This is a genomic window from Nonomuraea sp. NPDC005650 (genome assembly GCF_040605375.1).
In the GTDB taxonomy this organism is placed as follows: domain Bacteria; phylum Actinomycetota; class Actinomycetes; order Streptosporangiales; family Streptosporangiaceae; genus Nonomuraea.
Genome location: NZ_JBEXCR010000075.1, coordinates 19,996 through 44,720 on the forward strand (window position 1 = coordinate 19,996; position 24,725 = coordinate 44,720).

At 72.4% G+C, this 24,725-nt stretch carries 25 protein-coding genes; 10 read left to right on the forward strand and 15 right to left on the reverse strand.

All coding sequences use genetic code 11. The annotated features are described in order from the left end of the window. The 8 genes from ABZS69_RS63110 to ABZS69_RS63145 all read right to left on the reverse strand — a co-directional run bounded on the left by ABZS69_RS63110 (position 1) and on the right by ABZS69_RS63145 (position 8,472). Positions 1-2,583 (reverse strand): ATP-binding cassette domain-containing protein, encoded by a 2,583-nt coding sequence (locus tag ABZS69_RS63110; protein WP_355393427.1) that lies wholly within the window; start codon positions 2,581-2,583, stop codon positions 1-3. Further along, entirely contained in the window at positions 2,580-4,745 is a 2,166-nt protein-coding gene (locus tag ABZS69_RS63115) for a cysteine peptidase family C39 domain-containing protein (protein WP_355393430.1), read from the reverse strand. Before ABZS69_RS63115 ends, ABZS69_RS63110 begins: the two co-directional genes overlap by 4 nt. Continuing rightward, positions 4,738-5,454: a hypothetical protein gene (locus ABZS69_RS63120; protein ID WP_355393433.1), complete on the reverse strand. Its 717-nt coding sequence runs from the start codon at positions 5,452-5,454 to the stop codon at positions 4,738-4,740. The genes ABZS69_RS63115 and ABZS69_RS63120 overlap by 8 nt, the downstream gene beginning before the upstream one ends. A gap of 6 nt (positions 5,455-5,460) precedes the next feature. After that, entirely contained in the window at positions 5,461-5,754 is a 294-nt protein-coding gene (locus ABZS69_RS63125; protein WP_355393436.1) for a hypothetical protein, read from the reverse strand. 88 nt (positions 5,755-5,842) lie between these two features. After that, positions 5,843-6,121 carry a hypothetical protein gene (locus tag ABZS69_RS63130; protein ID WP_355393438.1) on the reverse strand — a complete coding sequence of 93 codons (279 nt, stop codon included), beginning with the start codon at positions 6,119-6,121 and terminating at the stop codon, positions 5,843-5,845. A gap of 127 nt (positions 6,122-6,248) precedes the next feature. Then, positions 6,249-7,028: a hypothetical protein gene (locus ABZS69_RS63135; protein ID WP_355393440.1), complete on the reverse strand. Its 780-nt coding sequence runs from the start codon at positions 7,026-7,028 to the stop codon at positions 6,249-6,251. 251 nt (positions 7,029-7,279) lie between these two features. Continuing rightward, positions 7,280-7,615 (reverse strand): thiocillin family RiPP, encoded by a 336-nt coding sequence (locus ABZS69_RS63140; protein WP_355393443.1) that lies wholly within the window; start codon positions 7,613-7,615, stop codon positions 7,280-7,282. 191 nt (positions 7,616-7,806) lie between these two features. Further along, positions 7,807-8,472 (reverse strand): sulfotransferase family protein, encoded by a 666-nt coding sequence (locus tag ABZS69_RS63145; protein ID WP_355393446.1) that lies wholly within the window; start codon positions 8,470-8,472, stop codon positions 7,807-7,809. Between the two features lie 127 nt (positions 8,473-8,599). Here ABZS69_RS63145 and ABZS69_RS63150 point away from each other — a divergent pair, with 127 nt between their 5' ends. Further along, a complete protein-coding gene (locus tag ABZS69_RS63150) occupies positions 8,600-9,217 on the forward strand; it encodes a helix-turn-helix domain-containing protein (RefSeq protein ID WP_355393449.1) in 618 nt (205 codons plus the stop codon). Positions 9,218-9,252: 35 nt separating this feature from the next. On the opposite strand, the gene ABZS69_RS63155 is transcribed toward ABZS69_RS63150, so the two are convergent. Together ABZS69_RS63155 and ABZS69_RS63160 are read right to left on the reverse strand one after the other, a co-directional pair. After that, entirely contained in the window at positions 9,253-10,836 is a 1,584-nt protein-coding gene (locus ABZS69_RS63155; RefSeq protein WP_355393452.1) for an SMI1/KNR4 family protein, read from the reverse strand. 146 nt (positions 10,837-10,982) lie between these two features. After that, complete coding sequence (locus ABZS69_RS63160) at positions 10,983-12,290, reverse strand: FAD-dependent oxidoreductase (protein WP_355393455.1); 1,308 nt, start codon at positions 12,288-12,290, stop codon at positions 10,983-10,985. Between the two features lie 127 nt (positions 12,291-12,417). Between ABZS69_RS63160 and ABZS69_RS63165 the strand changes: the two genes are divergently transcribed. Genes ABZS69_RS63165 through ABZS69_RS63175 form a run of 3 tightly spaced genes read left to right on the forward strand, consistent with a single transcriptional unit; the run spans position 12,418 to position 15,549 of the window. Beyond that, on the forward strand, positions 12,418-13,824 hold the full coding sequence (locus ABZS69_RS63165; RefSeq protein WP_355393458.1) for an alpha/beta hydrolase: 1,407 nt from the start codon (positions 12,418-12,420) through the stop codon (positions 13,822-13,824). A gap of 1 nt (position 13,825) precedes the next feature. Continuing rightward, positions 13,826-14,896: a sensor histidine kinase gene (locus ABZS69_RS63170; RefSeq protein WP_355393461.1), complete on the forward strand. Its 1,071-nt coding sequence runs from the start codon at positions 13,826-13,828 to the stop codon at positions 14,894-14,896. Next, positions 14,893-15,549: a response regulator transcription factor gene (locus ABZS69_RS63175; protein WP_355393464.1), complete on the forward strand. Its 657-nt coding sequence runs from the start codon at positions 14,893-14,895 to the stop codon at positions 15,547-15,549. Before ABZS69_RS63170 ends, ABZS69_RS63175 begins: the two co-directional genes overlap by 4 nt. A 99-nt stretch (positions 15,550-15,648) precedes the next feature. Here the strand turns inward: ABZS69_RS63175 and ABZS69_RS63180 are convergent, their stop codons facing one another. Continuing rightward, positions 15,649-16,332, reverse strand: coding sequence for a TetR/AcrR family transcriptional regulator (locus ABZS69_RS63180; protein ID WP_355393467.1), 684 nt, complete (start codon positions 16,330-16,332; stop codon positions 15,649-15,651). Further along, positions 16,332-16,931 carry an NADPH-dependent FMN reductase gene (locus ABZS69_RS63185; protein WP_355393470.1) on the reverse strand — a complete coding sequence of 200 codons (600 nt, stop codon included), beginning with the start codon at positions 16,929-16,931 and terminating at the stop codon, positions 16,332-16,334. The genes ABZS69_RS63180 and ABZS69_RS63185 overlap by 1 nt, the downstream gene beginning before the upstream one ends. An 81-nt stretch (positions 16,932-17,012) precedes the next feature. On the opposite strand from ABZS69_RS63185, the gene ABZS69_RS63190 reads away from it, so the two are divergent. Beyond that, complete coding sequence (locus tag ABZS69_RS63190; RefSeq protein WP_355393473.1) at positions 17,013-18,191, forward strand: MFS transporter; 1,179 nt, start codon at positions 17,013-17,015, stop codon at positions 18,189-18,191. 20 nt (positions 18,192-18,211) lie between these two features. Here ABZS69_RS63190 and ABZS69_RS63195 read toward each other — a convergent pair whose 3' ends face one another. Further along, a complete protein-coding gene (locus tag ABZS69_RS63195; protein WP_355393476.1) occupies positions 18,212-18,706 on the reverse strand; it encodes a MarR family winged helix-turn-helix transcriptional regulator in 495 nt (164 codons plus the stop codon). Positions 18,707-18,930: 224 nt separating this feature from the next. Continuing rightward, positions 18,931-19,365, reverse strand: a complete 435-nt coding sequence (locus tag ABZS69_RS63200) for an ester cyclase (RefSeq protein WP_355393479.1) — start codon at positions 19,363-19,365, stop codon at positions 18,931-18,933. A 170-nt stretch (positions 19,366-19,535) separates the two neighbouring features. On the opposite strand from ABZS69_RS63200, the gene sigJ reads away from it, so the two are divergent. Next, positions 19,536-20,441, forward strand: a complete 906-nt coding sequence (gene sigJ / locus ABZS69_RS63205; protein ID WP_355393481.1) for an RNA polymerase sigma factor SigJ — start codon at positions 19,536-19,538, stop codon at positions 20,439-20,441. A gap of 3 nt (positions 20,442-20,444) precedes the next feature. On the opposite strand, the gene ABZS69_RS63210 is transcribed toward sigJ, so the two are convergent. Next, complete coding sequence (locus ABZS69_RS63210; RefSeq protein WP_355393484.1) at positions 20,445-21,323, reverse strand: LysR family transcriptional regulator; 879 nt, start codon at positions 21,321-21,323, stop codon at positions 20,445-20,447. 109 nt (positions 21,324-21,432) lie between these two features. Between ABZS69_RS63210 and ABZS69_RS63215 the strand changes: the two genes are divergently transcribed. The 4 genes from ABZS69_RS63215 to ABZS69_RS63230 all read left to right on the forward strand — a co-directional run. Then, positions 21,433-21,831, forward strand: a complete 399-nt coding sequence (locus tag ABZS69_RS63215; RefSeq protein WP_355393487.1) for a hypothetical protein — start codon at positions 21,433-21,435, stop codon at positions 21,829-21,831. Beyond that, the gene (locus ABZS69_RS63220) at positions 21,824-23,410 is read left to right on the forward strand and encodes a multicopper oxidase domain-containing protein (protein WP_355393490.1); all 1,587 of its coding nucleotides are present in this window, start codon (positions 21,824-21,826) and stop codon (positions 23,408-23,410) included. The genes ABZS69_RS63215 and ABZS69_RS63220 overlap by 8 nt, the downstream gene beginning before the upstream one ends. A gap of 60 nt (positions 23,411-23,470) precedes the next feature. Beyond that, positions 23,471-24,271, forward strand: a complete 801-nt coding sequence (locus tag ABZS69_RS63225) for a helix-turn-helix domain-containing protein (protein WP_355393496.1) — start codon at positions 23,471-23,473, stop codon at positions 24,269-24,271. A gap of 56 nt (positions 24,272-24,327) precedes the next feature. Further along, on the forward strand, positions 24,328-24,725 hold a 398-nt coding region (locus ABZS69_RS63230; protein ID WP_355393493.1), incomplete at its 3' end, for an NADH-quinone oxidoreductase subunit H.

The window sequence follows — 24,725 nt, forward strand, 5'->3', positions numbered from 1 at the left end:
TCAGACCTCCTGTCGGCGGACCATGCGGGCGAAGAGCCGGCTGTCGTCCGTCAGCTCCTCGAAGGGGCCGTCGGCGACGACCCTCCCCTGGTCGAGTACGTAGATCCGATCCGCCGACTTGATGGTGCTCAGCCGGTGCGCGATCACGATCCGGGTGATGTCCAGCTCGGCGATCCTCCGGCTGACCAGCGCCTGCGTGTGGTTGTCCAGGGCGCTCGTCGCCTCGTCGAGGATGAGGATGCGCGGGCGCTTGACCAGCGCTCTGGCGATGAGCAGCCGCTGGAGCTGACCGCCCGAGAAGGACGCGTTGTCCTCCCCGACGACGGTGTGCAGGCCCATGGGCATCGCGGCGATGTCGCCGTCCAGGTCGGCGAGGCGGGCCGCCCACCAGGCGTCCTCCTCCGTCGCGCCGGGCACATCCCCGATGATGTTCTCCAGGATCGAGCCCCTGAGCACTCTGGCCTGCTGCATCACCACGCCCACCTGGGCGCGCACCCGGCGCAGGTCGAGGTCGCGCAGGTCGCCCCCGTCGTAGAGCACCTGGCCGGTGCGGGGCTGGTCGAAGCCCAGCAGCAGCCGTACCAGGGTGGACTTGCCGGCGCCGGACGGGCCCGCGACCGCGACGAGCTCGCCCGGCCTGAACACCATCGACACGTCGTCGAGGATCCGCATCGCGGTGCCGGGGTAGGCGAAGGAGACGCCGCCGAGCCGTACCAGCCCGCTCAGCTCGCCCGGGTCCTTCGCGCCCGGCGAGGTCTCGGGCGCCCGCTCCAGCACCGGACGCAGCCGCTCGAACCGGGGCAGGAGGGCGAAGGCCGCCTCCACCGCCCGGTTCATCTGGCCGAGCGCGAGCACGAACTGGCCGAGCGCCACGGCGGCGATCACGAAGGACGCCGTCGGGACCCCCCAGGCCAGGCCCGTGACGGCGAGGAGCAGCAGCAGCGCCGGCTGGGCCGAGGCGCCGATCGCCGCCGACACCGCCCGCTCGCGCTGGACCGCCGCGGCCGCGCGCTGCTGGGTCGCGAACAGCCGGGACCACAGTCCGAACACCTGGGCCTCCCGGCCCGCGACGTGGATCTTGTCGATCGCGCCGAGGCACGCGTACAGCAGGGAGTAGACCTTCCCGTACTGCTCGTGCATGACCAGCTCGTGCCGCTGCTGGCGGACGGCGCGCCCGGCGAGCACGGCGAGCAGCGCGCCCACCCCGCCCAGCGCGACCAGGGCCAGCCGCCAGTCCACGGCGACCAGCGCCAGCAGGCCGAGCAGCGAGAACATGCCGCCCAGGAGGGAGTTGACCGCGGCCTCGCCGAGCGCCTTGCGCATGTCGGAGATGGCGTTGGCGCGCTGGACCAGCTCGCCGGTGCTGTAGCGGTTGAAGAACGGCAGGTCGAGGGAGATGAGGTGGCTCCAGACGGCGGGTTCGAGCCGTTCCTGGAGGCGGCCGTGGACGCGTACGAGCACCGAGTTGCGCACGGCGAGGAGCAGGGCGCTCGCGCACACCATGGCGGCGATGATCAGCGCGATCCAGATCGTCGCCGGCCGGTCGGCGGGGTTCGACGCGGAGCTCAGCAGGCTGAAGGTGAACAACGGGACGCCGAGCGCGAGCAGCCCGGCGCCGCCGCCGGCCGCGAGGAGCCAGGCCAGCTCCCTGCCCGCGCCGCGCAGGCCGAACCTGAGCAGCGCGAGGGGGGTGGTGACGCCCTCGCCGAGCGGCGGGTAGATCTGCCGGGCATCCGGGGCGAGGCGGGCGGCCACGGACTCGGTCACCCGGCACGGGTCCGCCGCCGGGTCCGCGGCGTGGTAGCCGCCCCGGTGCGGCAGGAGCGCCACCGGCCGCCCGCCCTCCCGGGTGAAGCCGATCATGGGGACGGTGGCCTTGCGCCACCATCGGCCCGACAGGCTCACCTTCCGGTGCCTGACCCTGGCGGCGTCCAGCGCCGCGCCGAGCGGGTCGCCGGAGCTCGCGGCGCTCTCCCGCACGGCGAACCCGCAGTGGTCGCCGAGCGTCCTGACCACCTTCGCGGCGTGTTCGGCGGTCGTCCTGGGCCGGTCAGGGGAGGGCGGAGCGCCGGCGGCGACCCCGACGTCGGCGAACGACCGCCGCAGCGTCTCGCTCGTGGCCGCCACCCTGGCCGCGCGCCAGTTGTCCCGGTCGGCCTCCTCCGCCTCGGCCAGCAGCAGCACCTGCTCCAGCACCCCGCGGTGCAGCGCGCGCAGCTCGCGGTCGCCCGGCGGGTCCGCCGCCGTCCGGCCGCCGCCCGGGCCGTCGTGCAGGGAGGGGTGGGAGAGACGGCGTGCCCAGGCCGACCGCGCGCCCGCGTCCCTGCGGACGCGGCGCACCGACGTCCCGTCGGCCGGGGAGGCCAGGACGGTGTAGCCCTGCGGCAGGTCGGTGGCGGCGAAGCCGTGCATGAGCTGCCCGCTCTCCACCCGGACGACGCGGCGGCGGGGGCCCCGTCCGTCCACGGGCGCCAGCAGGACGTCGACGGAGCCGTTGACCACGCGCCAGCAGGCGTGGGGGTCGATCAGCTCGATCTCGCTGACGGGGTAGCCGGTCAGGTCGTTGACGGGGTGTCCGTTCATGCCGCTTCCTCGACGAGCGTGCGGTAGGGACCGGGCTCGGCGATGAGCTCGGCGTGCGTTCCCCGCTGGACGACCTTGCCGCGGTCCAGCACGAGGATCAGGTCGCTGTCGCGTACGGTGCTGAGCCGGTGCGCGATGACCACGCATGTGCAGCCCCTGGCCTTGAGGTTGGCGTCCACCAGGGCCTCGGTCTCCGCGTCCAGCGCGCTGGTGGCCTCGTCCAGCACCAGCACCGAGGGGGACAGCGCGAGCGCCCGGGCGATCTCCAGGCGCTGCCGCTCGCCGCCCGACAGGTTGCGGCCCCGCTCCTCGACCCAGCCGCCCGACAGTCCGCCCCTGCGGTGGACCACCTCGGCGATACAGGCGTCGCCGACCGCCCGGCCCAGCCGGTACGCGGGAACCGTCGGGTCCCACAGCGTCAGGTTGTCGGCCACCGTGCCCTCGAACACCTGCAGGTTCTGCTCCACGTAGCCGATCGAGGTGGAGAGCGTCTCCCTGGGCAGTTCGTCCCTCGGTGCGCCGTCGAACCTGATCTGCCCGGACCACGGCACGACCGCGCCGGTGAGCAGGCGGGCGACCGTGGACTTGCCGCTGCCCGTGCGGCCGACGATGGCGATGCGCTGGCCGGGCTCCGCGCGCCACGACAGCCCCTCGATCACCGGCCCGCGCTGGCGGTCGTATCCGAAGGTGACCCCGTCGAACTCCACCGTGCCGCGCAGGCCCCCCGCCCCCTCGGGGGCGCCGGGGGGCTCGGCGTGGCGGGGGTCGGGCTCGGCGTACAGGGCGTCGTCGAGCATGCTGGTCTGCGCGACCACGACCTGCGCCTCGGCGCCGACCCCGACCAGCGAGGACATGGGTACGAGGAAGGCGCCGACGAGGAGCTGGGCCGCGATGACGGTCTCCATCGTGACCTCACCGCGGGCCATCAGCACGGCCCCGGTGATCACCATGGTGGCCCCGGCGAGCGAGCCGAGCGCGGCGGGCACCACCATCAGCGCCTGCGTGACCCGCATCAGCTCCTGGGCCGCCGACATGGTCCGCGCCGACAGCCCCGCCCACTTGGCGAAGAACCAGCCCTCGGCGCCGTCGGCCTTCAGCGACTCCGCCATCGAGACGCCGTTGAAGGCCAGGCTGTCCCTGCGGTGCTCGTCGAAGATGAAGCGCTGCTGGTGCGGGGCGGTACGGCGGCTGACCGCGCGCATCGCCACCAGGTTGACCGCCGCCAGCAGCACGGCGACCGCGGCGAAGGCCGGGTGGAAGGCGAACAGGATCGACGAGTGCACGACCATGGTCAGCAGGGCCGCGATGACGGCGGCGACCCGGTCCGACAGCAGCAGGGCCAGCCCCGCGCCGAACGACGTCCTGGTCACCAGGCCACCGGTCTGCCGCCGGTGGAAGTGGTCGCCCGGCAGCCTGAGCAGCCGCCACACGTAGCGGCCGGACAGGTCGGCCGCCATCGCCAGCTGCACGGCGCTGAGCAGCCGCTGCTGCGCCCACATGCCGGCCAGGGTGAAGCCGACGCAGCCGAGCAGCCCGAGGAGCACGGGCGCGGACCAGGCCGCGCCGCCGGCGACCAGCACCTTGCCCAGCAGGAGCCGGGTCAGCAGCGCGGTGACCGCCGCGGGCAGGGCCAGCATGAAGGCCATGACGGCGATGGCGAGCAGCGTGGACAGGTACGGCCGCACCTTCGCCAGCGCCGAGCGGGCCATGGGGAACCGCGGCCCTCCCGGCGTGAAGCCCTCGCCCGGACGCGGCACCAGTACGATCCCGCTGAATCGCCGCCGGAACTCCTCCCTGCTCAGCCGGATCCTGCCCACGGCGGGGTCATTGAGGTAGGCCCACCGCTTGCGCATGCCCTCCAGCACCACGTAATGCCGCTGGTCAACGAAGATCATCGATGGGACGGGGAAGGTCTCCAGCGCGTCGGCCTCCACCCGAAAGCCGCCGATGGTGAAGCCGTACTCCTCGGCCGCCGCCTTGAGCCCGGCTCCCGTGAGCCCGTCCCTGCCCACCCCGCACCGTTCCCTGATCTCGCGCAGGGGGACGCGCAGGCCGTGGTGGGCGAAGATCGTGCTCAGGCAGGCGGGCCCGCAGTCGGCGTCCTCCATCTGCGGCCGGCGCTCGGTGCGGACCGGCCGCGGCCTGGTCGTGCGCTCAGCCACGACGTCCTCCGGCGAACAGGGCGTCCACGGGGCGGACGACGGCGACGGTGATCTCCCCCGACACCGGGGTGAGCGTGGCGCCCGGCCAGGCCGGCCGGTCGAGGTCGACGGTCACCAGGTGGCGCCCGTCCGCCCGCAGGGCCTCGCCGAACACCGGGCGCAGCGACTCGCCCGAGGCGGGGTACGGTTCGACCGCGCTCACCCGGCCCCGCACGCCCGTGCCGCCGAACGTCACGGTCTGGCCGGGGGCGAGCGCGCCGACCCTGTCCCGGCCGACCAGGAGCAGCGCCCGCAAGGGGCCCGCGGCCGGGTCGACGGCGGCGACCGTGCCGCCCGCGGCCAGGGCGGCGCCGGGGGCCGCCGTGCGCAGCACCCGTCCGCTCGCCGTGCCCGTGACGACGTGCCTGCGTCCCCGCTCGTCGGCCAGCATGGCCAGCGGCGTCGCGGGGGTCACCTCCTGGCCCACGCGGACCAGGACCTCGGCCACGCTGCCGGACACGGGGGCGGCCACCGGCACGGGGCCGGCGCCCGCCACCAGCACCCCGGTGCCGGCGACCACGTCACGGACCTGCCCCAGCCAGGCCCAGCTCACCGCGCAGCCCGCGACCAGGATGAGCGCGGCCGCGGCGAGCCACGCCTTGGCCCGCACCGTGGAGACGAGCTCGTCGATCCGCTCGCCTCCTGGCGCCTCCGTCGCGGTCATGGTCATCGCGGGTCACTCTCCCGGGGTCGGCGTGTACAGGCAGAAGCAGAGGCTGAGCAGGCACGGAGGGGGCGGCGGCAGCGCCTCGGACCCGTCGAGGATCTCGATGACGAGCTCGGCGCCGGGCTCCGGCGGCAGCGCCGGGGCGCCTACTCCGTCGGCCAGCCGGAGGTCGTACTCGGCCAGGACCGAGTAGGGTTCGCGCTCGTACCGGAGTCTGAAGTCGGCGTCGAGCCACGACCTCGCGGTCAGCTCACCGAACGCCCTGCGCTGGGTCGTGTCCCAGCCGATCGTGTCCACAGTCATCACAAGTCCTCCCGCCGCGGGTGTGTGAGATGCTTTTCTGGCGAGGTGGTGGGCATCTGGACTGCCCACCACCACGCCTACGAGGTCGTCAGGCGGAGAAGCAGCCGGTCGGGCAGCTCACCGTGCCGATCGTGCCGAGGGCGCCGCCCGCGGACGATTCGAGGCTCTCCAGGTCGATGGCCTGACCGGGCTGGTCAGGCAGGTCGGGTGGGGCCAGCTCACGCGGCCAGTCGACGCCCGCTTCGGCGAGGGCGGCGCGCGGGTCTCGTTCGAACTCCCGCCTGAGCGACTCGTCGGACCAGGCGCGTGCGACGAATCTGGCGAGCTGCCTGCGCAGTTCCAGGGACAGGGTGGGGTCTTCTGGCATGAGGTCACCTCGTTGGTGAGGCCCCGGGGCTCCGGGTAGGTCAGGGGCGGCCGCCTACGAGGTCCAGATTCGTCATCAGCGGCAAAAGCCGCCAGAAACAACTAACACCGACGTGTCGTGATGTTCATCATTTCTGGTAGTCAGGATTTCCTGATGGGAGCCGCTGCTCCCGATGTGCGAAGCCGCGCATCTCTTTCTGGGCCTCGCGGGCCATGTCGAGCATCCGGCCGAGCTCTCTCTTGACGGTCTCCGCGTCACCCTCGACGTCGGCGACGACCCTGCGACCCTGTTCGGCGATGGCGTCGATGCGGCTGCCGAGGATGCCCTCCAGCTCGCCCATCGCCCGCGCGCGCTGCGCCGCCACCTCGACCATGGCCAGCTCGGCCCTGGTCGCGTAGAGGACCCGCGCCGTTTCCGCGAAATGCGTCAGACCCGCCAGGGGAATGGCCGCCACGGTGACGGACAGGGTCCAGGACAGCCCGCCCACGAGATCGTCGCCGAGCGCGATCGACTTGACCGCTTCCGCGACGCCCACCAGCAGGAACACCGGCAGCGGGTACGGCCTGGGGAGGATGCCCAGCGCCATCGCGGCGAGGAAGACGCCCGACGCGGCCCACCACTCGCCCAGGAACGGGAGCGGCAGGTAGACCAGGAGCGCCATGACCCCCACCGCCCACCGGTGCCACGGCCCGCGCGGGCCGGTGCAGCCGGCCGCGATGTAGAGGGCGAGGACCGCGATCGTCAGGAGGATGCCTGGGATGCGCCAGGGGTGTGGATTCTCGATGTAGTACGCGAACGTGGGAAAGATCAGGTAGACGGCGAACGTCACGATCGCCGCGCGGCCGAGCCGCACCTCGAGTGGCGCGCGAGCCGCCGTCCTCGGACCGGGAACCCCTGTCTGGGTCACAAGCGGATCATGACAACCGATCCCGGCGGAGGCAACGCATCACTGCCGACTTTTCCCGTTTATCGGTTTTTCGTGGCTTCCGTACCGACAACGGCCCCGCGCCGTCCACCCTGATGCCACCGACCCGAGACTTGGCCGTAACCGGCCGCCGGGGCGGGGTGAGGGTGGCACCCGGCGGCGGCGGGCCACCGGGTGCCACGGCAAGGGGCGTGGGGCGGGCCCGCGGGCCGGACCGCGCCCCAGCGGCACCGTCAGGCCTCCGCGACTCCCGCGCAGCCGAAGGTGGAGGCGGTGGCGACGCAGCCGGTGAAGCAGCTGACCGAGCTGGCGGAGCCGAAGCAGCCGTCGGCCGGGGCCTCGGTGCCGGCCGCGACCTCGAGCTCCTCGATGCTGAACTCGCCGGCGGGCTTCGGGGGCAGCGGCGGCGTGGCCACGCCCTCCGGGTAGGCGATGCCGTACTCGAGCAGCATCAGGCGAGGCTCGCGGCCGTAACGGCCCTTCACCTCGTCCTCCGACCACGCGGCGGCGATCAGCCTGGCGAACTTCTTGCGGTCCTCGTCACCGAGAATGTAGAGGCTTTCGGCCATCGGGCCCACTCTCCTTCCGCCTCGGCTCGCAGCCGAGATCCGATGGGAGTGGCAGCGGGCATCTGGACTGCTCGCTGCCCCTTGTTGCAGGTCAAGCCTCGCCCGCCACGCCCTTCGCCGGTAGAAACAACTAACACCAACCCCCTGTGATAACTGTCATGTGACACATCTCCCCCGGCGAATGGCCCCGCTCAACGAGTACCGAGGTCGTTGATCCGGTCCCGCATGTCGGCCGCGGTGTTCTCATGAGGGAACGGCTCGTCCGGGACCGGAAGGCCGAGCGCGGCGCACAAGGGCTGCCAGCCGTCGGCCGGCTGCCATTCCAGCAGCCGGTGCGCCGGCACGGTGGCACGAACCTCGGCCAGGTGCCGCTCGTAGGCCGCGATGACCTTGTCGCGGTCGAACGGGTCGTCGAACGCGCCCCCGAACATGGCCCGCATCATCTCCTCCTTGGCGCGGGCCTGCTCGGGCGTGCCACGGGCGACCAGCGGCGGCCGCGCGCCGGCGAAGTCCCCGAGCGTCAGACGACGCGCCCCTTCCAGCACCGTCTGGTCCATGCTCCGGTACCAGCGCTCGGGGCTTTCCCGCCGCGACAGCAGCACCAGCGCGTCGGGCTGGGCGGCGGACAGCTCGCGCCAGAACCACGACACCGGCCAGTCCACCCCGGCGGCGTACTCTCCGAGGAAGCGGTGCCAGTCCGGCATGACGCCCGCGTAGGCATCGCGCCAGACCGCGGCGTCGTCCGGCCGCCCGAACAGCTCCCTCATGTGATAGCAGGGCGCCCCGAGCAGCCGCTCCAGCGCCGCTTTGAGCGACGTCGTCCCCGTACGCGGAAACCCCGCCCCTATGACTCGCATACCGGCCTTCCTCTCTCGATCACGCCGCGTTTGCCTACCGGCCGGTTAGTAATCTACTTGCCGACCGACCGGTAAGCAACAGGGTGTAGACTTCGACAGAGCTGAGCTGAACAGCAAAGGACGCGCGATGACGAAGACCGGACAGCCGACGGGCACCCGGCGCAAGGGCAGCCAGACCCGGGCCGACATCCAGCGGGCCGCGCTGTCACTCTTCACCGAGTGCGGCTACGACGCCACCTCGATGCGCGAGATCGCCGAGCAACTCGGCATCACCAAAGCGGCGCTCTACTACCACTTCGACAGCAAAGAGGCGATCATCCTCAGCCTCTTCCAGGACAACATGCGCGCGCTCGACGACCTGCTCGAATGGGCCGCGGACCAACCGCTCACGCCCGATCTGCGCGCCGAGTTCCTGGGCCGCTGGATCGCCCTGAGCGGCGGGCAGGGACTGCGGACCATGCGCTTCGCCGCCGCCAACCACGCCGCGCTGCGCGCGGTCATGCCCGCGCGGCAGGGCGGCCCGCTGGAGCGCATCGGCAGGGCGGCCCAGCTCCTCCTCGGCCCCGACGCGCCGCTCACCGACCACCTGCGCATGCGCATGGCCCTGCTCAGCGTGCACAACGCCGTGCTGGCCGCCCAGGGCACCGACGCCACGGACGACGACATCCTCTCCCTCGCCACGCAAACCGCGACGCTGCTGGTCAGCGACCTGTCACCGGCACCACGGCTCCCCGAGCCCGAGTGAGCCCGTAGCCGCCCCCCACTGCTCCGGCGCGACCGTCAGGCCGATTCCCAGTCAAGGCGGCCGTCCCTGACGACCGGCCGCAGGCCGCCGATGGGCTCGCCGGTCTCCAGCGCCCGCGCCGTGGCCCTGAGCAGGGCCAGGTACGACGGCCAGTGACCGGCCCGCAGCCCTTCCTCGTGAAAGAACTCGCCGACCTGCCCGGTACGGGTGTCGATGAACAGGTTGTCCCCGCTGACGCCGGCCGCGAACGGGATGACGGCGCCGTGCCACCAATAGTCGGACAAGTCCTCGTTCTGCAGCATGACGTCGCAGTTGACCTTCCACTCCTCGCGGGAACGCCGAACGGACGTCAGCCGGTAGAACGGCGGGACCTGGAGCTGACCGCCGTCGTGCCGCAGCAGCGAGGCGCGCAGGTCGCCGGGGAATCGCAGCCCCATGGCCGCCTCGGCGCGGGCGATCTCCATGGGCTTGGCGGGCTCGCCCAGCTTCTTGTACTCGGCAGGGGCCTTCCTGGCCAGCCACCGCTCGATGCGCCGCCACACGGCGTTCACCCGGGCGGTCACGGCGGGGCCGGGGTGGCGGACGAGCGGCCTGGTCTTGGGCGGGACGCAGCCGGTGGCCTCGAGTTCGGCCTTGCCCGGCCGCGTCGGGGTGGGTGTCGGGGTGGGGGTGGGCGAAGGGCGCGGCGTGCCCGCGCAGTTCGCCTGCGGCGCCGCGGCGGGCTCGTCCGCCCAGCGCAGCTCGCACCCTGCGGTGACCGTGGGATACCACTCGCGCAGCGGCCCACCGGACTCCAGCGCGGACGCCAGGCCCTCCAGCAGGTCCAGGTAGGACGGCCAGCTCATGGGGCCGTCGTAGCGGATACGCCCGCCGCCGGCCTTCTGCCCCACCCGGCCCGATCGCGGGTCGATGAACAGCTCGTCGCCTCCACCGGCGGACGCGAACGGCAGCAGACTCCCGTGCCAGACCCCGTCATCGGGGTCGGCGTCCTCCTCCGACCCCGCCATGATCAGGTCGATGCAGTTGTAGCTGTGCAGGCTGGAGTAGCTCGACAACGCCATCAGGCCGATGTCGGGGGGTAGCTGGAAACCTGCGCCGAAATTGCCCTCCGCGCCGTCGTGCCGCAGCAGCGACGCATACAGCGCGTCGGGGACTTTCCCGCCGAAGTTGCGTTCCCAACGGTCGACGTCACGGGGAGAGGCCGGGAAGGAGAGCTTGCGCAGCGTCGCGGAGGCGTGGGCGGCCAGCCAGCGCTCGATCTTGTCCCAGGCGGCGTTCACGCGCGCGGTCACGGCGGGGTCGGTGGCCCTGGCGGGAACAGGGGGTTCGGACGGCGGGTCCATGTTCACGAAGTACGTGGGGCCGGGTTCGCCCGAGGGCGCGGGCTCCGCCTCCACCAGCCCGGGACAGCCCGCCTCGCGCGCCTGCTCGCCCGTGAGCATCCGGGCCCGCATCGCGGCCTCCGTCCGGGGATCGTCGCACTCGAGCGACAGGCCGCCGCCCCAGGAGTAGCCGCAGCTCACGACGTAACTATCGACGAGTACGGCCGCGCTGCCCGTGGCACAGGCCACGACGAGCACCGATCCAAGCGCCACGCGTAATGCCCGAACCTTGATCATCGCCGCACCATAGCGCGCTTCGCCCACCCGATGAGCGGCCGGCGGCCGAAATCGTCGCACCTTGGTTCACAGCGTCACTGTTGGTAAACCGGCGCTCGCAAATACGCGTCTTCCTGCCGACGAATCCCGTCGGGACCGCCCCGGGGTCACGCCGCCCGGGGCAGCCCGGCGGCCGCCCGGAACTCCTCGTCGGCGTGCTCGATGGCCCCGAGCTGCACGGTCTCCCGCCGGAAGAACATCGACAGCGCCCAGTCGGCCAGCACCCGGGCCTTGTGGTTGACCGTCGGCACCCAGGCCAGGTGATACGCGCGATGCGCCAGCCACCCCAGGAACCCGGTCAGCCGGAGCCGGTACACCTGAGCGACGCCCTGGTGGTGCCCGAGCCCGGCCACCGAGCCGAGATAGGCGTGCCGGTACGGCTTGAGCCGCCGTCCCCTGACGTACGCGACGAGGTTGCGGCCCAGCAGCTTGGCCTGGCGTACCGCATGCTGGGCGTTGGGCCCGGTGAACTCGCCGGGCCGGGTCAGGTCGGGCACCGCGGCGCCGTCACCGGCCGCGAAAGCGTCCTCCAGCCCCGCCACCGTCAGGTATTCGGTGGCCCGGATCCGCCCGAGCCCGTCCACCGGCAGCCCGCTGGCCGCCGCCAGGGGATTCGGCCGGCCGCCCGCCGCCCACACCAGCGTCCCGGCGTCCAGCGCGGTGCCGTCGCTCAGCACCGCCACACCGCCCTCGGCCGAGGCCAGCCGGGCGCCGAGCCGCACGTCGACACCGCGCCCGCGCAGCGCGTCCACGGTCCAGCGGCCGAGCTCCTCATGCAACTCGGGCAGGATCCGCTCGGTGGCCTCGACCAGCGTCCAGCTCAGGTCGGCCGGCTCGATGCCGTCGTGATAACGCGTCGCCTCGTCGGCGAGCCCCTGCATCTCCGCCAGCGCCTCGACCCCCGAGAACCCGCCGCCGACCACCACGAACGTCAGCGCCCTGCGCCGCACCTGCTCGTCATCGGTCGAGACGGCCGCGGCGAGCTGGCCAAGAACGTGGTTGCGCAGGTGGACGGCCTCACCGATGGTCTTGAAGCCGACGGCGTGCTCGGCCAGCCCGGCGATGGGCAGCGTGCGGATGACCGACCCCGCCGCCATCACCAGGACGTCGTACGCGATGGTCCTGGCAGGTCCCTGCACGGGCTGGAACTCGGCGCTGCGCGCGGCGTGGTCCACGCGGGTGACGTGCCCGGTCAGCACCCGCACGCCCTTCAGCACCCGCCCCAGCGGCGCGACCACGTGGCGCGGCTCCACCGCCCCGCCGACGGTCTCGGCCAGGAACGGCTGGTACGTCATGTACCCCTTCGGGTCCACCACCGTGACGCGCACCTCGCCCGAGCGGACCAGCCTGCGCAGGCCCATCGCGGTGTACATGCCGACATATCCGCCACCGACGATCAGAATGTGCTTGCTCATTTCCGGTCTCCTTCCGGGTCCTTCACCATGAGGACGGGACAGGCCCGGCATTTGTGACACGACAACGGTGAGGATCTATCGAAAGATGGACGACCGGCGGCGGGCCCCTCGGCAAGGCTGAGGGGCCATGAAGAAGACGATCATCGCCGCCATGCTGCTCCCCCTGGCAGTGGGGACACCCGCGGCGGCGGATACCGGGCTGTCCTGGCAGGACTGCGGGGACGGCCTCCAGTGCGGCCGGATCGCCGTACCCGCCGACTGGGCCGCTCCCGAGGGCGAGCGGATCACCCTGGGGCTGGCCAAGCTGCCCGCTCGGGATCCGGCCGCCAGGAAGGGCACGCTGGTGCTCAACCTGGGCGGTCCCGCCCAGCAGATCTCGATCCTGCGGCAGGCGCAGAGCTCCTTCACCGACCTGACCCGATGGTTCGACGTGGTGGTCTTCGACCCGCGGGGGTTCGAGGCGAGCGCCGAGGTGCGCTGCCCCGATCCGGCGCCGTGGGCCGCGAACGGGGAGTGGGTGTTCCCCGGCCGCGCCGCCTACGCCCGATACACGGAGCAGAACCGCCGCTTCGGTCTCGGCTGCGCGCAGGCCGCCGGCCCGCTCGCGGGCAAGCTGAACTCCTGGCAGGGGGCCCGCGACCTGGAGGCCGTCCGGGTGGCGCTGGGCGAACGGAAGCTGAACTACTTCGGCAACTCCTACGGCACCGTCCTCGGCGTGGCCTACGCCGAGGACTTCCCCTCCCGCGTCGGCCGCATGTACCTGGACAGCCCGATCGACCACACCGATCGGTCATGGACCGAATGGCTGCTGCCCAGGGCGACGACCAAGGAACGCAACCTCCACCGCTTCGCCGGCTGGTGCGCCGCCGACCGGAGCTGCGCGCTCCACGGCCGCGACGCGCTCAAGGTCTGGGACGAGGTCATGGCCCGCGCCGCCGAACGGCCGATCCCCGCGCCCGGCGCGGGAGCCGGCGCCACGGCCGGTGCGACGTTGATCGCCTCCCGTGCGGCTGTCACGTTCGAGGCGACGTGGCCCGAGCTGGCCAGGTCCCTCGCCGAGGCGTACGCGGGTGACGCCACCCGGTTCGCCAAGCCGTTCCCCGGGGCGGCCGACCCCGCCCTCAGCAGGATCACGACCTGCGCCGACTTCCCGTACCCGGCCGCATACCGCGAGGTCGAGGCCATGGAACGGCGGCTGAGGCGCGTCGCGCCGCGCATCGGCTGGACCGCGGCGTGGCCGATGGCCAACCTCTGCGCCGGACTCCCCCAGAAAACGCCCTTCCCACCCCATCCCGTACGCCCGCGCGGCCTGCCGCCGATCCTGGTCGCCGGCGGCGAGTACGACGACACGGCGCCGCCCGCGCACGCCCGCCGGATCGCCGCGCAACTCGACGGCGCCCGCCACCTGGCGGCCAAGGGCGGTCATGCTCTCTACTGGAGCGGCAACCCCTGCGTCCGCGACCACGTGCACCGCTACCTGACCACCGGACAGCTCCCGCCCTCGGGCACGACCTGCGGTCCGGCATCATCGTGACATGCACTGGCTGAGGGAGGCCCTGCTCGTCGCCGGCGCCGCGACCGTCGCGGCGCTGCTGACGGCGCTGGAGGGGCGGGCCGCGATCGACGTGCCGCTCGCCGTCTTCAGCGCCGGCGTCAGCCTCCCCCTGCTCCTACGGCGGGCGCTGCCGCTGACCGCCGCCACGTCGTCCGCGGTGATCGCGCTGGCCGGGATGGCGCAACTGCACCGCTGGGAGGGGATGCTGGTCACGATGGTCCTGTTCTGCACAGCGGTCTACCACCGGCCGCGGCGCCCCGGCCTGGTGCTGGCGGTCTCCACGTGCTGGGTGGCGGGCACCGGTGTGGTGATCGGCGGAGCCGTACCGGCCCTCACCACCATGGTGATCATGAGCGTCGCCCCGGTGGCCACCGGCTACGCGCTGCGGCTGCACCGGGACCGGGCCGAGCAGACGCTCCGGTTGCGGCGCGCCGAGGCGGAGCGCGTGCTGGCCGAGGAGCGCACCTGGCTGGCCAGGAACGTGCACGACAGCGTGGGCCACCACCTGACCGCGATCCGGCTGCAGGCCGCGGCGGCCCGGCGGGCGCCTGGAGACGCCTCGGCGCGGCGGACCCTGGAGACGATCTCGGACCTGTCGCTGTCGGCGCTCACCGAAGTGCGCGACCTGCTGCGAACTCTCAACGAGCACCCGGCCGCCCTCCAGCCCGGCATCGCGGACCTGGAACGGCTGGCCGGACGGCTCTCCGCCGCCGGCCGCACGATCACGCTGCACCGTTCGGGAACGGGAGGCGTCCTGCCGCCGGCCGTCGACCACACCGCGTACCGGGTGGTCCAGGAGGCGCTGACGAACGTCGTACGCCACTCGAACGCGACCGCGGTCACCGTCCGCCTGCGGCAGCACGGCCGCGGCCTGCGCATCGAGGTCCTCGACAACGGCGCCCCGGCCCAGGCGCCCCAGGTCGAGGGCCACGGCATCCGCGGCATGCGGGAACGGGTGCTCCTGCTCGACGGCACCCTGTCGGCAGGACCGGCGGAAACCGGCGGCTGGCGGGTGCTCGCCGAGCTTCCCTGCGAAAGGAACGCGTGGTGACGATCCGGGTGCTGGTCGCCGACGACCAGGAGGCGGCGCGGGAGGCCCTGCGGCTCATCCTCGACGGCGAACCCGACATCAACGTGATCGCGACGGCCGCCGACGGCGCCGAGGCTGTGCACCAGGCGCTGTGGCGGCGGCCGGACGTGGTGGTGATGGACCTGCGGATGCCGGGCATGGACGGCATCGCCGCCATCGGCCGCCTCGCCGCCGCCGGATCCGCCCCCCGCGTGCTCGCCCTGACCACGTTCGACCTCGACGAGTACCTGTTCGGCGCGCTGCGCGCGGGGGCGGCCGGCTTCCTGCTGAAGGACAGCGACCCCGACGTGCTCGTCACGGCGGTCCGCGAGCTGCACCAGGGCAGGGGGCTGATCGACCCGCAGGTCACCGGCCGCCTGATCAGCCGCTTCGCCGCGCTGTCCCCGCGCCCCGCCACACCTGAGCTCGACCTGCTGACCCCGCGCGAACACGACGTGCTACGCCTCCTGGCCCGAGGGCTGAGCAACGGCGAGATCGCCGCCGCGTGCACCATCGAGGAAGGCACGGTCAAGACCCACGTCAACCGGATCCTCACGAAACTCGGCCTGCGGACCCGCGTGCACGCGGCGATCTACGCCCACGAACACGGCCTCGTCACCCGCGACGCTCCCTGACCGCTCACGCACCGAACTCCGCTTCAAGGATCTTGAACATGGGGTCCCAGGACTTCCATCCGGTGTTGGTGTGGACGGCGACGGTGTGCCGGCCGTCGGCTACGGCTTGGCGCGGCCGGCCTTTCGTGGAGTGGTGGGCTGCGCGGCGGTGGAGGCGTAGCTGCGCAGGAAGGCCCGCACGCCCGCGGTGACGAGCCGGGTCACCTCTTCCTGGGGAAGCGGGATCGCGCCGTAGAACGTCCGCTGGTTGACGTCGGTGATGGTCAGCAGGGTGAGGTGGGCGGCGGCGAGGTCGGCGTCGTCGATCCGCAGCAGGCCGCGCTCGGCGATCTGGCTCAGGTACGGCGCCAGGCGCAGGTGCCCGGTCTGCGGTCCGGCCGCGATCCACGCCTGGAGGATCGGCGGCGGGATGTGGGCCGCCTCCGCCTCGATGGCCCGCACCAGGGCGAAGTGGTCGGGGAAGGCGGTGACCGCGGCGACCCTGTCGAGGGAGAAGTCGATGAGGTCCCGCTCCAGATCCACGATCTTGTGCAGGTGCCGGTCCATGATCTGCGCGATCGCGGCGGTGACCTCGTCGGCGCCCTCCAGCGCGACGGTCAGGAACAGCTGCTCCTTGTCGGCGAAGTGCCGGTAGATCGTCCGTTTGGACACCCCCGCCTCGGCGGCGATCGCGTCCACGCCGGCCCGGGTGAAGCCGTCGCGGCCGAACACGCGGCGGGCGGCCCGGGTGATCGCCTGACGCTTTTCCGGTCGGCCGTACGGCTCGGCCTGGCGCAGGGTCATCAGCGTCCTTCCGGCTGGAAACTCCTCGATGCAGTGTAGGGGCGTCCGGCGCGCCGGTGGGCCTTGCGGGCCAGGGCGTCGAGCAGTTCCCGCAGCAGGCCGGCGGTGTAGGGGTCGGTCAGCCGGCGGTCGTGGGTGAAGCGGGTGTCGCAGTGGAAGACCGTCACCTCCGGCTTGACGACGAGCTCCGCGCCCATCGAGGCCAGGATCTGGCGGAGGGCCAGCTGGGCGCGTACCGAGCCGAACGGCCCCGGCGAGGCGCCGGCGATGGCCACCGGCTTGTCGAGCAGCAGCCCTTCGGGTGCGGTGCTGACCCAGTCGATGGCGTTCTTCAGCGCGGCGGGGACGGAGGCGTTGTGCTCGGGCGTGGCGATCAGCAGCGCGTCGGCCGCCGCGACGCGGGCGCGCAGCTCGGTGACCGGCGTCGGCGGCGCGCCGGTGTCCAGGTCCTGGTTGTAGAGCGGCAGCCGGCCCAGGTCGTGATCGATGTCGATCGCCAGCCCGCCGGAGTGCAGGGTGCGGGCCGCGCGCAGCAGGGCCGTGTTGTGGGAGTCCGCGCGCAGGCTGCCGGACAGGGCCAGGACGTTGACCTCGTTCATGTCTCTCCTTTCGGGAGCCAACGACCGCCAAAGTACACCAGTCGGTGTCATAGAGAAACTTACTGGTGTACTTTGAAGCGCGTGATCGCCGAAACCGTGCACAAGGGACGAATCGCAGTCCCGTACCTCGCCCTCCTGGCCACGCCGACCTCGCTCAGCGCCAACAGCACCACCACCGTCATCCCCGAGCTGGCCCGCGCCCTGGGCGTCTCCGCCGCCGAGGCCACCTGGGCCGCCACCGCCTTCGGCTGGGGCGGCGTCCTCGGCGCCCCGCTCACGGCCGCGCTGCTACGCACCCGCGGCATCCGCGCCGCCACGCTGGTCAACGCCGTCCTCATCCTCCTCGGCACCCTCGTGGTGGCCGGCGCGCCGACGCTGCCGATGCTGCTGGCCGGCCGCGCCGCCCAGGCCGCCGGCGGCGGAGGCCTGATCATCATCGCCATCACCCTGGCCGGGACCACCTCGCGAGCGGGCGCCATCACCGCCGGGGTCGGCCTGGTCGGCGCGTTCGGCCCGCTGGCCGGCTCCACCCTGGCGGCGACCTCCTGGCAGGTGCCGCTGCTGCTGTCCCTGCTCGCACTGCTGGCCGTTCCCGCCGTCCTGCGCCACGCCCCCGCCCACCACCACGACCACCGCGCGAGCACCGACCCCGTCGGGATCCTGCTCGTGATGACGCTGGTCAGCGCGTTCGTCCTGATCCCGCGCCTGGCGCCGGCGGCGGTCGCCGCGGCGGCCGTGGCGGGCCTGCTGCTGACCCTGCACGTCCGCAGGAACCCTGCCGGGTTCATCCCCCAGCCGGTGGTGCGCTCCCGGGCGTTCGTGACCGCGGCAGCGGCGGCCTGCACGCTGTCCACCTCCTACTTCGCCCTGCTCTACACCGTGCCTCGGCTGCTGGAACACCACTGGACGACCGAGCGGATCGGGCTGACGACGCTCGTCATGCTGGCCGCCGGCTCGATCGCCTCGCTGTTGTTCACCCGGTGGGCCGCCCGGCTGGGCCCCGCCGTCACCCGAGCCGTCCTGCTGACCGCGGGCGCCACGGCCGTCGCCCTGCCGCCGCTCGCCCCGTGGCCGGTGCTCGTCGCGGCGTCCAACGCGTTCGCGGTGTTCGCCGCCACAGCGGCGATGGCCTGGTACGCGGCCCGTGTCGGCACGGTCGTGCCGCACGAGCACCGGGCCACCGCCGTGAGCCTGTTCACCCTGTGCTACCAGCTCGGCGGCGCCTTCGGCCCGGTGCTCGCGACCCTCCTGCTCACGTGAACCGGCTCGACGGGCGAGCGTCAGCTCTCCGAGCCGGTTTCATCGGCCAGGCGGCGGAGGCCGCGCGCGAAGCTCTCGACCTCGCCGGGATCCCAGGTGGCGGTGAGACGGGCAAACACTTCTTCCTGGAAGGCGTGGGCTCCGGTCAGAACCTCCGCTCCGGCGGGCGTGACGGTCAGCGTCGCCCGGCGCGCATCCTCCCCAGACGAGGCCCGCGCGAGGTAGCCGTGGTCGACGGCCACCCCGATCATGCGGCCGGCCCCGGAACGGTCGATGCCGAGTTCGTACGCGACGTCGGCGACGGACACCTCCCCCAGCCGCGCCGAGGCGGCGTCGACCGACTCCAGCACGAGGACGTCCTGGACCCGGGACATGTCCCCGGCCGTCTCCCCCGCCGTGGCCGTCACCCATCGGCGCGACCAGAAGCGGACCAGCCGGAAGAGGGCCGGACCCGCGCCGGCGAGGTGGACGCGAGACGGATCCCCGGATACCTGAGCCGAAGGTTCGGAAAGCATGATCACTCCTAGATTTGCGTGCGATTCGCAAGCAATTTAACGTATGCGATATGCATACGTCTACTCGGACTGACACAGCCGCCTACCTGCTCACCGTCACCGTCACCACGCCCATCCACGGAAAGCTCGGCGGCCTGCCGGCCGCCCGCGCGGTCGAGCCGTGGGCTCACACCCTGCGCCGCGTGCCTGGACGAACAGCACGTCCTCGGCCGAATTCCAAGGCACTACGCCTGGATGAGGCCGAGTTGTCGCAGCTGTGCGTAGACGTCGACGACCCCCCAGACCTCGATCACCTGGCCGTCGGCGAAGCGGGCGATGAAGATCTCGTTGTAGGTGACGGACTTGCCGGTCGGGGGCATGCCTCGGTATTCGCCGGAGTTGGTCCCGGTGACCGTCTGCCGAGCGACGATCTTGTCTCCCTCGGCGACCAGGTCCTCGAGCGTCACCTGAATGTCGGGGAACGCGCGCAGGAGCATCTCCCACACGCGCTTCTGCGCCTGCACCGCGGTCACGCCGGTCCACTCCGCCGCGTGGAACCGCCCGTCCGGGTGAATGCACTCGTCGACCGCCTTCGAGATGACCCCCAGATCGCCGCTGTTGATTGCCTCGTGGAAGCGGTGGTACGTCTCCTTGTTGCGTGCTTCCTGAGCTGTCGACATGTCGTCTCTCCTCGGATCGGGAAAATGCGGGACCTTGTGGTGAAACAAACGAGACAGCCCCTCGGATTGTGAGGTCGGCGGGCGGACGCGGGTGGTGCCGGCCTCACATTCGAAGAGGCTGTCTCGTCGAACGGGGTGAGAACGGACACGATCAAGGGAGCCGCGACACCATGACCACCCCGCCCGATCCGGGTCTGGACGCGATCGTGAGCGAGCGGCGTCAGCTCGTCGGTCTCGCGTACAGGCTCCTCGGCTCCCTGGCCGAGGCCGAGGACGTCGTCCAGGAGACCTGCGCCCGCTGGTACGCCATGCCCCAGCAGCAGCGGGAGGCCATCGGATCCCCCGGTGCCTGGCTGACGAAGGTCGCCAGCCGCATCTGCCTCGACCTGCTCGGCTCGGCCCGCGCCCGGCGCGAGAGCTACGTGGGCGAATGGATTCCCGAGCCGCTGCCCGAACGTACGGAGTGGCCGGGCGGCGCCACCGTCGACCCGGCCGACCACGTCACCCTCGACGAGTCGGTCAACATGGCCTTCCTCGTCGTGCTCGACTCGATGACCCCGGCCGAACGCGTCGCGTTCATCCTGCACGACGTCTTCCGCTACTCCTTCGCCGAAGTGGCCGACATCGTCGGCCGAACCCCGGCGGCCTGCCGGCAGCTGGCCACCTCGGCGCGCCGCCGCATCGCCGCGTCGCAGGCTCCCGCGACTCCGACGGCCCGGCAGGCCCGCATCGTCAGGGACTTCATGCAGGCGTGGGAGGCCAAGGACATCCACGCCCTCATCGGCCTCCTCGACCCTGGCGCCACCTTCACCGCCGACGGCGGCGGCCTGGTCAGAACCACGCTGCAGCCGATCGAAGGCGGCGAGCTGATCGCGCGTCACATCGTCGACATCGCCGGCAGGACGCCCGACAAGGTGTCGGTTCTGGAGCGCACGGTCAACGGCCGGCCCGGTCTGATGGTCGAGCGGGGAGGCGTCACCGTGGCGGTGTACGCGTTCGAGGTCGCGGGCGACCGGATCAAGCACATCTGGGTCGTACGCAACCCCGACAAGCTCCGCCCGTGGACGACGGGCTGACGATCATCCGATCCAGTCCCAGCCGGTGATCGCGGTACGCATCAGGCGGGCGGCGGTCGACAGGTGGCTGTCGGCGCCCCAGTACAGCGTGACCGCGCGACGGCAGTCGGGGCTGTCGACGGTGACCGCGGCGAGCGGGGCGCTGATGGAGGTACGCCGGGCGAACGAGGGCACGAGGCCGATGCCGAGCCCCGCGCCGATCAGGTCGGCGATGGCGGTGGGCTCGTCGACCTCGCAGACGATCTTCGGCGTGAGGCCTCTGGCGGTGAAGAGCCGCTCAAGGAGCCGGCGCTGCCAGTGCCCCTTGCGGGCGCTGACGAAGGGCTGGCCGGCGAGTTCGTCGACGGTCACCGAGGTGCGGCCCGCCAGCGGGTGATCGAGTGGCGTGGCCACCCACACCGCCTCCTCGAGCAGCTGCACCGATTCCAGGCCCTCGGCGTGGATCGGCTGCGAGGCGACGCACAGATCGACCTCCTGCGCCCGCAGGTGACGGGCCATGTCCTCGGCCGCCGCCCAGTGGAGCTCGACCTCGACGGAGGGGTGGGCCCGCTTGAAGGCCGCCAGCGGCCCGGTGAGGGTCAGGAACGTCTCCGACGCCAGGCGCACCGTGCCCGCGCCCTCGCTGGTCGCCTCGGCGACGGCTCGCCGGCCCGCGTCGAGCTCCCCGAGAGAGCGTTCGACGTAGCCGCGGAAGAGCCTGCCCGTGTCGTTCAGCCGGAGCCGGCCGCTGCGGTCGAACAGCGGCGTGCCCAGCTCGGCCTCCAAGCGGGCGATGGTACGGCTCAGCGAGGGCTGGGCGACGCGCAGCTCGTCGGCCGCGCGGCTGAGGTGCTCCAGCCGCGCCACCACCAGGAACTGCCTGAGCGTGTTCAGCTCCATCATGCCTCCCGACACATAACAGCATAGCAATATTGATCTTAGACAAGATAACTGGCGAGCCATAGCCTCGGGTCGTTCGCGAAAGCGAGAACGACGAGAGGAGGGACCTCACATGGCGACGCATCGGACGACACCGACAGGGTGGACACTGCGGGCCGTCGTCAGCGCGCACACGGCGGCGATCGTCGGCCAGCCCGTGTTCGCCGGGGTGTATCTGACCGGTGACTTCGACAGCCTGCGCTGGCACGCGATCGGCGCCGACGTGGTCACCTCCATCGGCTATCTGCAGGTGATCGTGGCGGTCGTGGTGTGGGTCCGGCTGCGTCAGGTCCGGCCGTTCCTGGCCACGACGGCGGTGGTGGCGGCCGAGACCGTGCAGTACTTCGCCGGGCTGGACGGCGCGCTGTGGTTGCACGTCCCGCTGGGTGTGATGACCGTCGTCGCGCTCGTCGTGCTGTTCATCGCAGTCTGGCGCCGGCCCCTGCCGGGGCGGGAGGTCCGAGATGCGTGAGCAGGTCAGGGGCCTGACCCGGCGGCGGGCTCTGGGCATCGGCGGGGCGCTCGGGCTGATGGCGGCCACCGGGCTGTCGGCCTCGGCGGCGCTGGCCCGCAGGCCGTCGATCACCGGTGCCGAGCTACGCAGCGCCGTGCCGCTCCCACCGCCCTTCCAGGTGCCGCTGCCGATTCCCTCCGTGCTGGCGCCGGTCAGCACCTCGGGCGGAGCCGACCGTTACGAGATCACCCAGCGTGAGGCGAGCGCGGAGATCCTGCCCGGTGTCAGGACGCCGCTGTGGACGTACGGGGGCACCTTCCCCGGGCCGACGATCGAGGCGCGCCGCGGCCGGCCGATCACCGTGACGCACCGCAACGAACTGCCCGTGCCGACCGTCGTGCACCTGCACGGCGGCCGGACCCCGGCGGCCTCCGACGGCTACCCGACCGACCTCGTGCTGCCCGAGGGGTGGCCGGAGGCCGGCACGCACATGGGGCACGGCGCCACGCAGGCCATGCACGATCCGCGGGCGGCCGTGACCGAGCTGACGCGCGACTACACCTTCCCGCTGGACCAGCGGGCCGCGCTGCTGTGGTACCACGACCATCGAATGGACTTCACCGCCCCCGCGATCTGGCGCGGCCTGGCCGGGATGCAGATCGTCCGCGACGACGCCGAAGAGTCCCTCGGCCTGCCCTCCGGGCGGCGCGAACTGCCCCTCATGATCGCCGACCGGGCGTTCGCGGCCGACGGCGGCCTCGTCTACCCCGCCCTGCGAGATCGGCCGGGCGTGCGGGAGCCGTACCTCGCCGGTGTCCTCGGCGACGTGATCCTGGTCAACGGCGCCCCCTGGCCCGTGCACGAGGTCGACGCGGCCCGCTACCGGCTGCGCGTCCTGAACGCCTCCAACGCCCGCCACTACGAGCTCGAAGCGGTCGGCGACGACGGGCGCCCGCTCGACCTCGTCCAGATCGGCGCCGACCAGGGGCTGCTCGCGACGCCGGTCACCCACCGGCTCCTGCCGATCGCGCCCGCCGAACGCTACGACGTGGTCGTCGACTTCACCGGCCTCCCGGTCGGCAGCCGCGTGAGGCTCCTCAACCGGCTGGGCTCCGGGCGCACCCGCGACGTGATGGCCTTCCGCATCGCGCGCAAGGCCGTCGACGACAGCCGCATCCCCCGCGTCCTTTCCACGGACCTGCCGGACTGGCGCCGCTCGGAGGCGGTCAGGACGCGCGAGTTCTCCTTCCGCGCCGGGCAAATGCACGGCGGCCACGGCTGGCTGATCGGCGGCCTGCCGTTCGACCCCGCCCGCGCCGACGTCACGACCCGGCTCGGCGACGTAGAGGTCTGGCGGCTGGTCGCCGACCTCCATCACCCCGTCCACCTGCACCTGGTCGGCTTCCGGGTGCTCTCGCGCCGCGGCCGGCCGCCGCTGCCGCACGACGCGGGGCTCAAGGACACCGTCTCACTTCGGCCGGGCGAAGCGGTGGAGATCATCACCCGGTTCGACGGCTACCGCGGCCGTTACCTCTTCCACTGCCACAACGCCGAACACGAGGACATGGGCATGATGGCCAACCTCGAGGTCATCTGACCTTTCCGCGCCGTGGAGAGGCCACGGGAGCGACGAGACTAGGGCAGGCTTGCCGGTGTGATGGCGATCCATTCGCTGCCCACGCAGCTGCAGGCGGAGCCGTACGAGATGATCGCCCGCGGGTCGCCGCCGCACCTGCGGCCGTACGTGCTGGGGTGGGCCGACTTTCGCACCCGGGCGGGAGAGCCCGCCCGGCCCAGCCGGATGCTGCCGCTCAACGCGGCCACCCTGATCATCGACTTCACCGGCAGGGGCCCGATCGTCACCGGCCCCCGCGCCACCGCGACGTTCTCGGCGCACTCGCCGTGGCGTCACGGGGTGGCGGTCGGGCTCACCCCGGCCGGGATGGCGGCGCTGACGGGGACGTACGTACGCGAGGTGGCCGGCACGACGACGCGGCTGGACGACCTCCTCGGTGCCCGGGCCGAGGAGCTGACCGGCCGGCTGATCGCGGCGGCGGGCTGGGCGGACCGCTTCGACCTGCTGGAGGAGCGGCTGACGGCGTGGCTGCACCCCGACGCCGGCCCCGACGGCCTGATCATGCACGCCTGGCGGCGGCTGCAGGAGCCGGACGGCCCGCCCACCATCGCCTCCCTCGCCGATGAGCTGGGCGTCAGCCGTCGCTATGTCGAGCTCGGGTTCCGCCGGGTGGTGGGCCTGTCGCCCAAGACGGTGGCCCGGATCGCCCGGTTCCAGCGGACCCTGGACACGTGGAGACGGCCTTCGGCCACGCTGGAGGAGGCTGTCGCCTGCGGTTACGCCGACCAGCCGCACCTCACCCGCGAGATCCGGGCGATGGCGCAGCTGACGCCGAAACAGCTGTTCGCATTCGTTCAATACACCGATCGGCTCACCGGCTAGCGTGACCTTCCGCTCCGGACCGAACGAGTGCCGGGGACAGGAAGGGGCAACACGTCATGGCAGGCGCTCTCGCGGCCGATCCCACCCTCGCCGACTTCGGCAAGGACCCGCTGTGGATCACCATCGTCAAGGCGGTGATGCTGTTCGCCTTTCTGGGGCTGGGGGTCGTCTTCGGGGTCTGGTTCGAGCGCAAGCTGATCTCCAGGATGCAGCACCGGTACGGGCCCAACCGGGCCGGCAGGTTCGGCCTCCTGCAGTCGGTCGCCGACGCGATCAAGATGGGCTTGAAGGAGGACCTCTTCCCGCGCACGGTGGACCGGGTGCTCTACCTGCTGGCGCCGGTCATCATGGTGGTCCCGGCCTTCCTGGCCTTCTCGATCGTGCCGTTCGCGCCGATGGTCAACCTGTTCGGCGTGCGGACGCCGCTGCAGATGGTGGACCTGCCGGTGGCGGT

What these genes read in the sequence shown, in the direction of transcription:
- ABZS69_RS63110 (WP_355393427.1), bottom strand. Translation starts at nt 2,583, where the DNA reads ATGAACGGACACCCCGTCAACGACCTGACCGGCTACCCCGTCAGCGAG.
- ABZS69_RS63120 (WP_355393433.1), bottom strand. Translation starts at nt 5,454, where the DNA reads ATGACCATGACCGCGACGGAGGCGCCAGGAGGCGAGCGGATCGACGAG.
- ABZS69_RS63125 (WP_355393436.1), bottom strand. Translation starts at nt 5,754, where the DNA reads ATGACTGTGGACACGATCGGCTGGGACACGACCCAGCGCAGGGCGTTC.
- ABZS69_RS63130 (WP_355393438.1), bottom strand. Translation starts at nt 6,121, where the DNA reads ATGCCAGAAGACCCCACCCTGTCCCTGGAACTGCGCAGGCAGCTCGCC.
- ABZS69_RS63140 (WP_355393443.1), bottom strand. Translation starts at nt 7,615, where the DNA reads ATGGCCGAAAGCCTCTACATTCTCGGTGACGAGGACCGCAAGAAGTTC.
- ABZS69_RS63145 (WP_355393446.1), bottom strand. Translation starts at nt 8,472, where the DNA reads ATGCGAGTCATAGGGGCGGGGTTTCCGCGTACGGGGACGACGTCGCTC.
- ABZS69_RS63150 (WP_355393449.1), top strand. Translation starts at nt 8,600, where the DNA reads ATGACGAAGACCGGACAGCCGACGGGCACCCGGCGCAAGGGCAGCCAG.
- ABZS69_RS63155 (WP_355393452.1), bottom strand. Translation starts at nt 10,836, where the DNA reads ATGATCAAGGTTCGGGCATTACGCGTGGCGCTTGGATCGGTGCTCGTC.
- ABZS69_RS63160 (WP_355393455.1), bottom strand. Translation starts at nt 12,290, where the DNA reads ATGAGCAAGCACATTCTGATCGTCGGTGGCGGATATGTCGGCATGTAC.
- ABZS69_RS63165 (WP_355393458.1), top strand. Translation starts at nt 12,418, where the DNA reads ATGAAGAAGACGATCATCGCCGCCATGCTGCTCCCCCTGGCAGTGGGG.
- ABZS69_RS63170 (WP_355393461.1), top strand. Translation starts at nt 13,826, where the DNA reads ATGCACTGGCTGAGGGAGGCCCTGCTCGTCGCCGGCGCCGCGACCGTC.
- ABZS69_RS63180 (WP_355393467.1), bottom strand. Translation starts at nt 16,332, where the DNA reads ATGACCCTGCGCCAGGCCGAGCCGTACGGCCGACCGGAAAAGCGTCAG.
- ABZS69_RS63185 (WP_355393470.1), bottom strand. Translation starts at nt 16,931, where the DNA reads ATGAACGAGGTCAACGTCCTGGCCCTGTCCGGCAGCCTGCGCGCGGAC.
- ABZS69_RS63195 (WP_355393476.1), bottom strand. Translation starts at nt 18,706, where the DNA reads ATGCTTTCCGAACCTTCGGCTCAGGTATCCGGGGATCCGTCTCGCGTC.
- ABZS69_RS63200 (WP_355393479.1), bottom strand. Translation starts at nt 19,365, where the DNA reads ATGTCGACAGCTCAGGAAGCACGCAACAAGGAGACGTACCACCGCTTC.
- sigJ (WP_355393481.1), top strand. Translation starts at nt 19,536, where the DNA reads ATGACCACCCCGCCCGATCCGGGTCTGGACGCGATCGTGAGCGAGCGG.
- ABZS69_RS63210 (WP_355393484.1), bottom strand. Translation starts at nt 21,323, where the DNA reads ATGATGGAGCTGAACACGCTCAGGCAGTTCCTGGTGGTGGCGCGGCTG.
- ABZS69_RS63215 (WP_355393487.1), top strand. Translation starts at nt 21,433, where the DNA reads ATGGCGACGCATCGGACGACACCGACAGGGTGGACACTGCGGGCCGTC.
- ABZS69_RS63220 (WP_355393490.1), top strand. Translation starts at nt 21,824, where the DNA reads ATGCGTGAGCAGGTCAGGGGCCTGACCCGGCGGCGGGCTCTGGGCATC.
- ABZS69_RS63225 (WP_355393496.1), top strand. Translation starts at nt 23,471, where the DNA reads ATGGCGATCCATTCGCTGCCCACGCAGCTGCAGGCGGAGCCGTACGAG.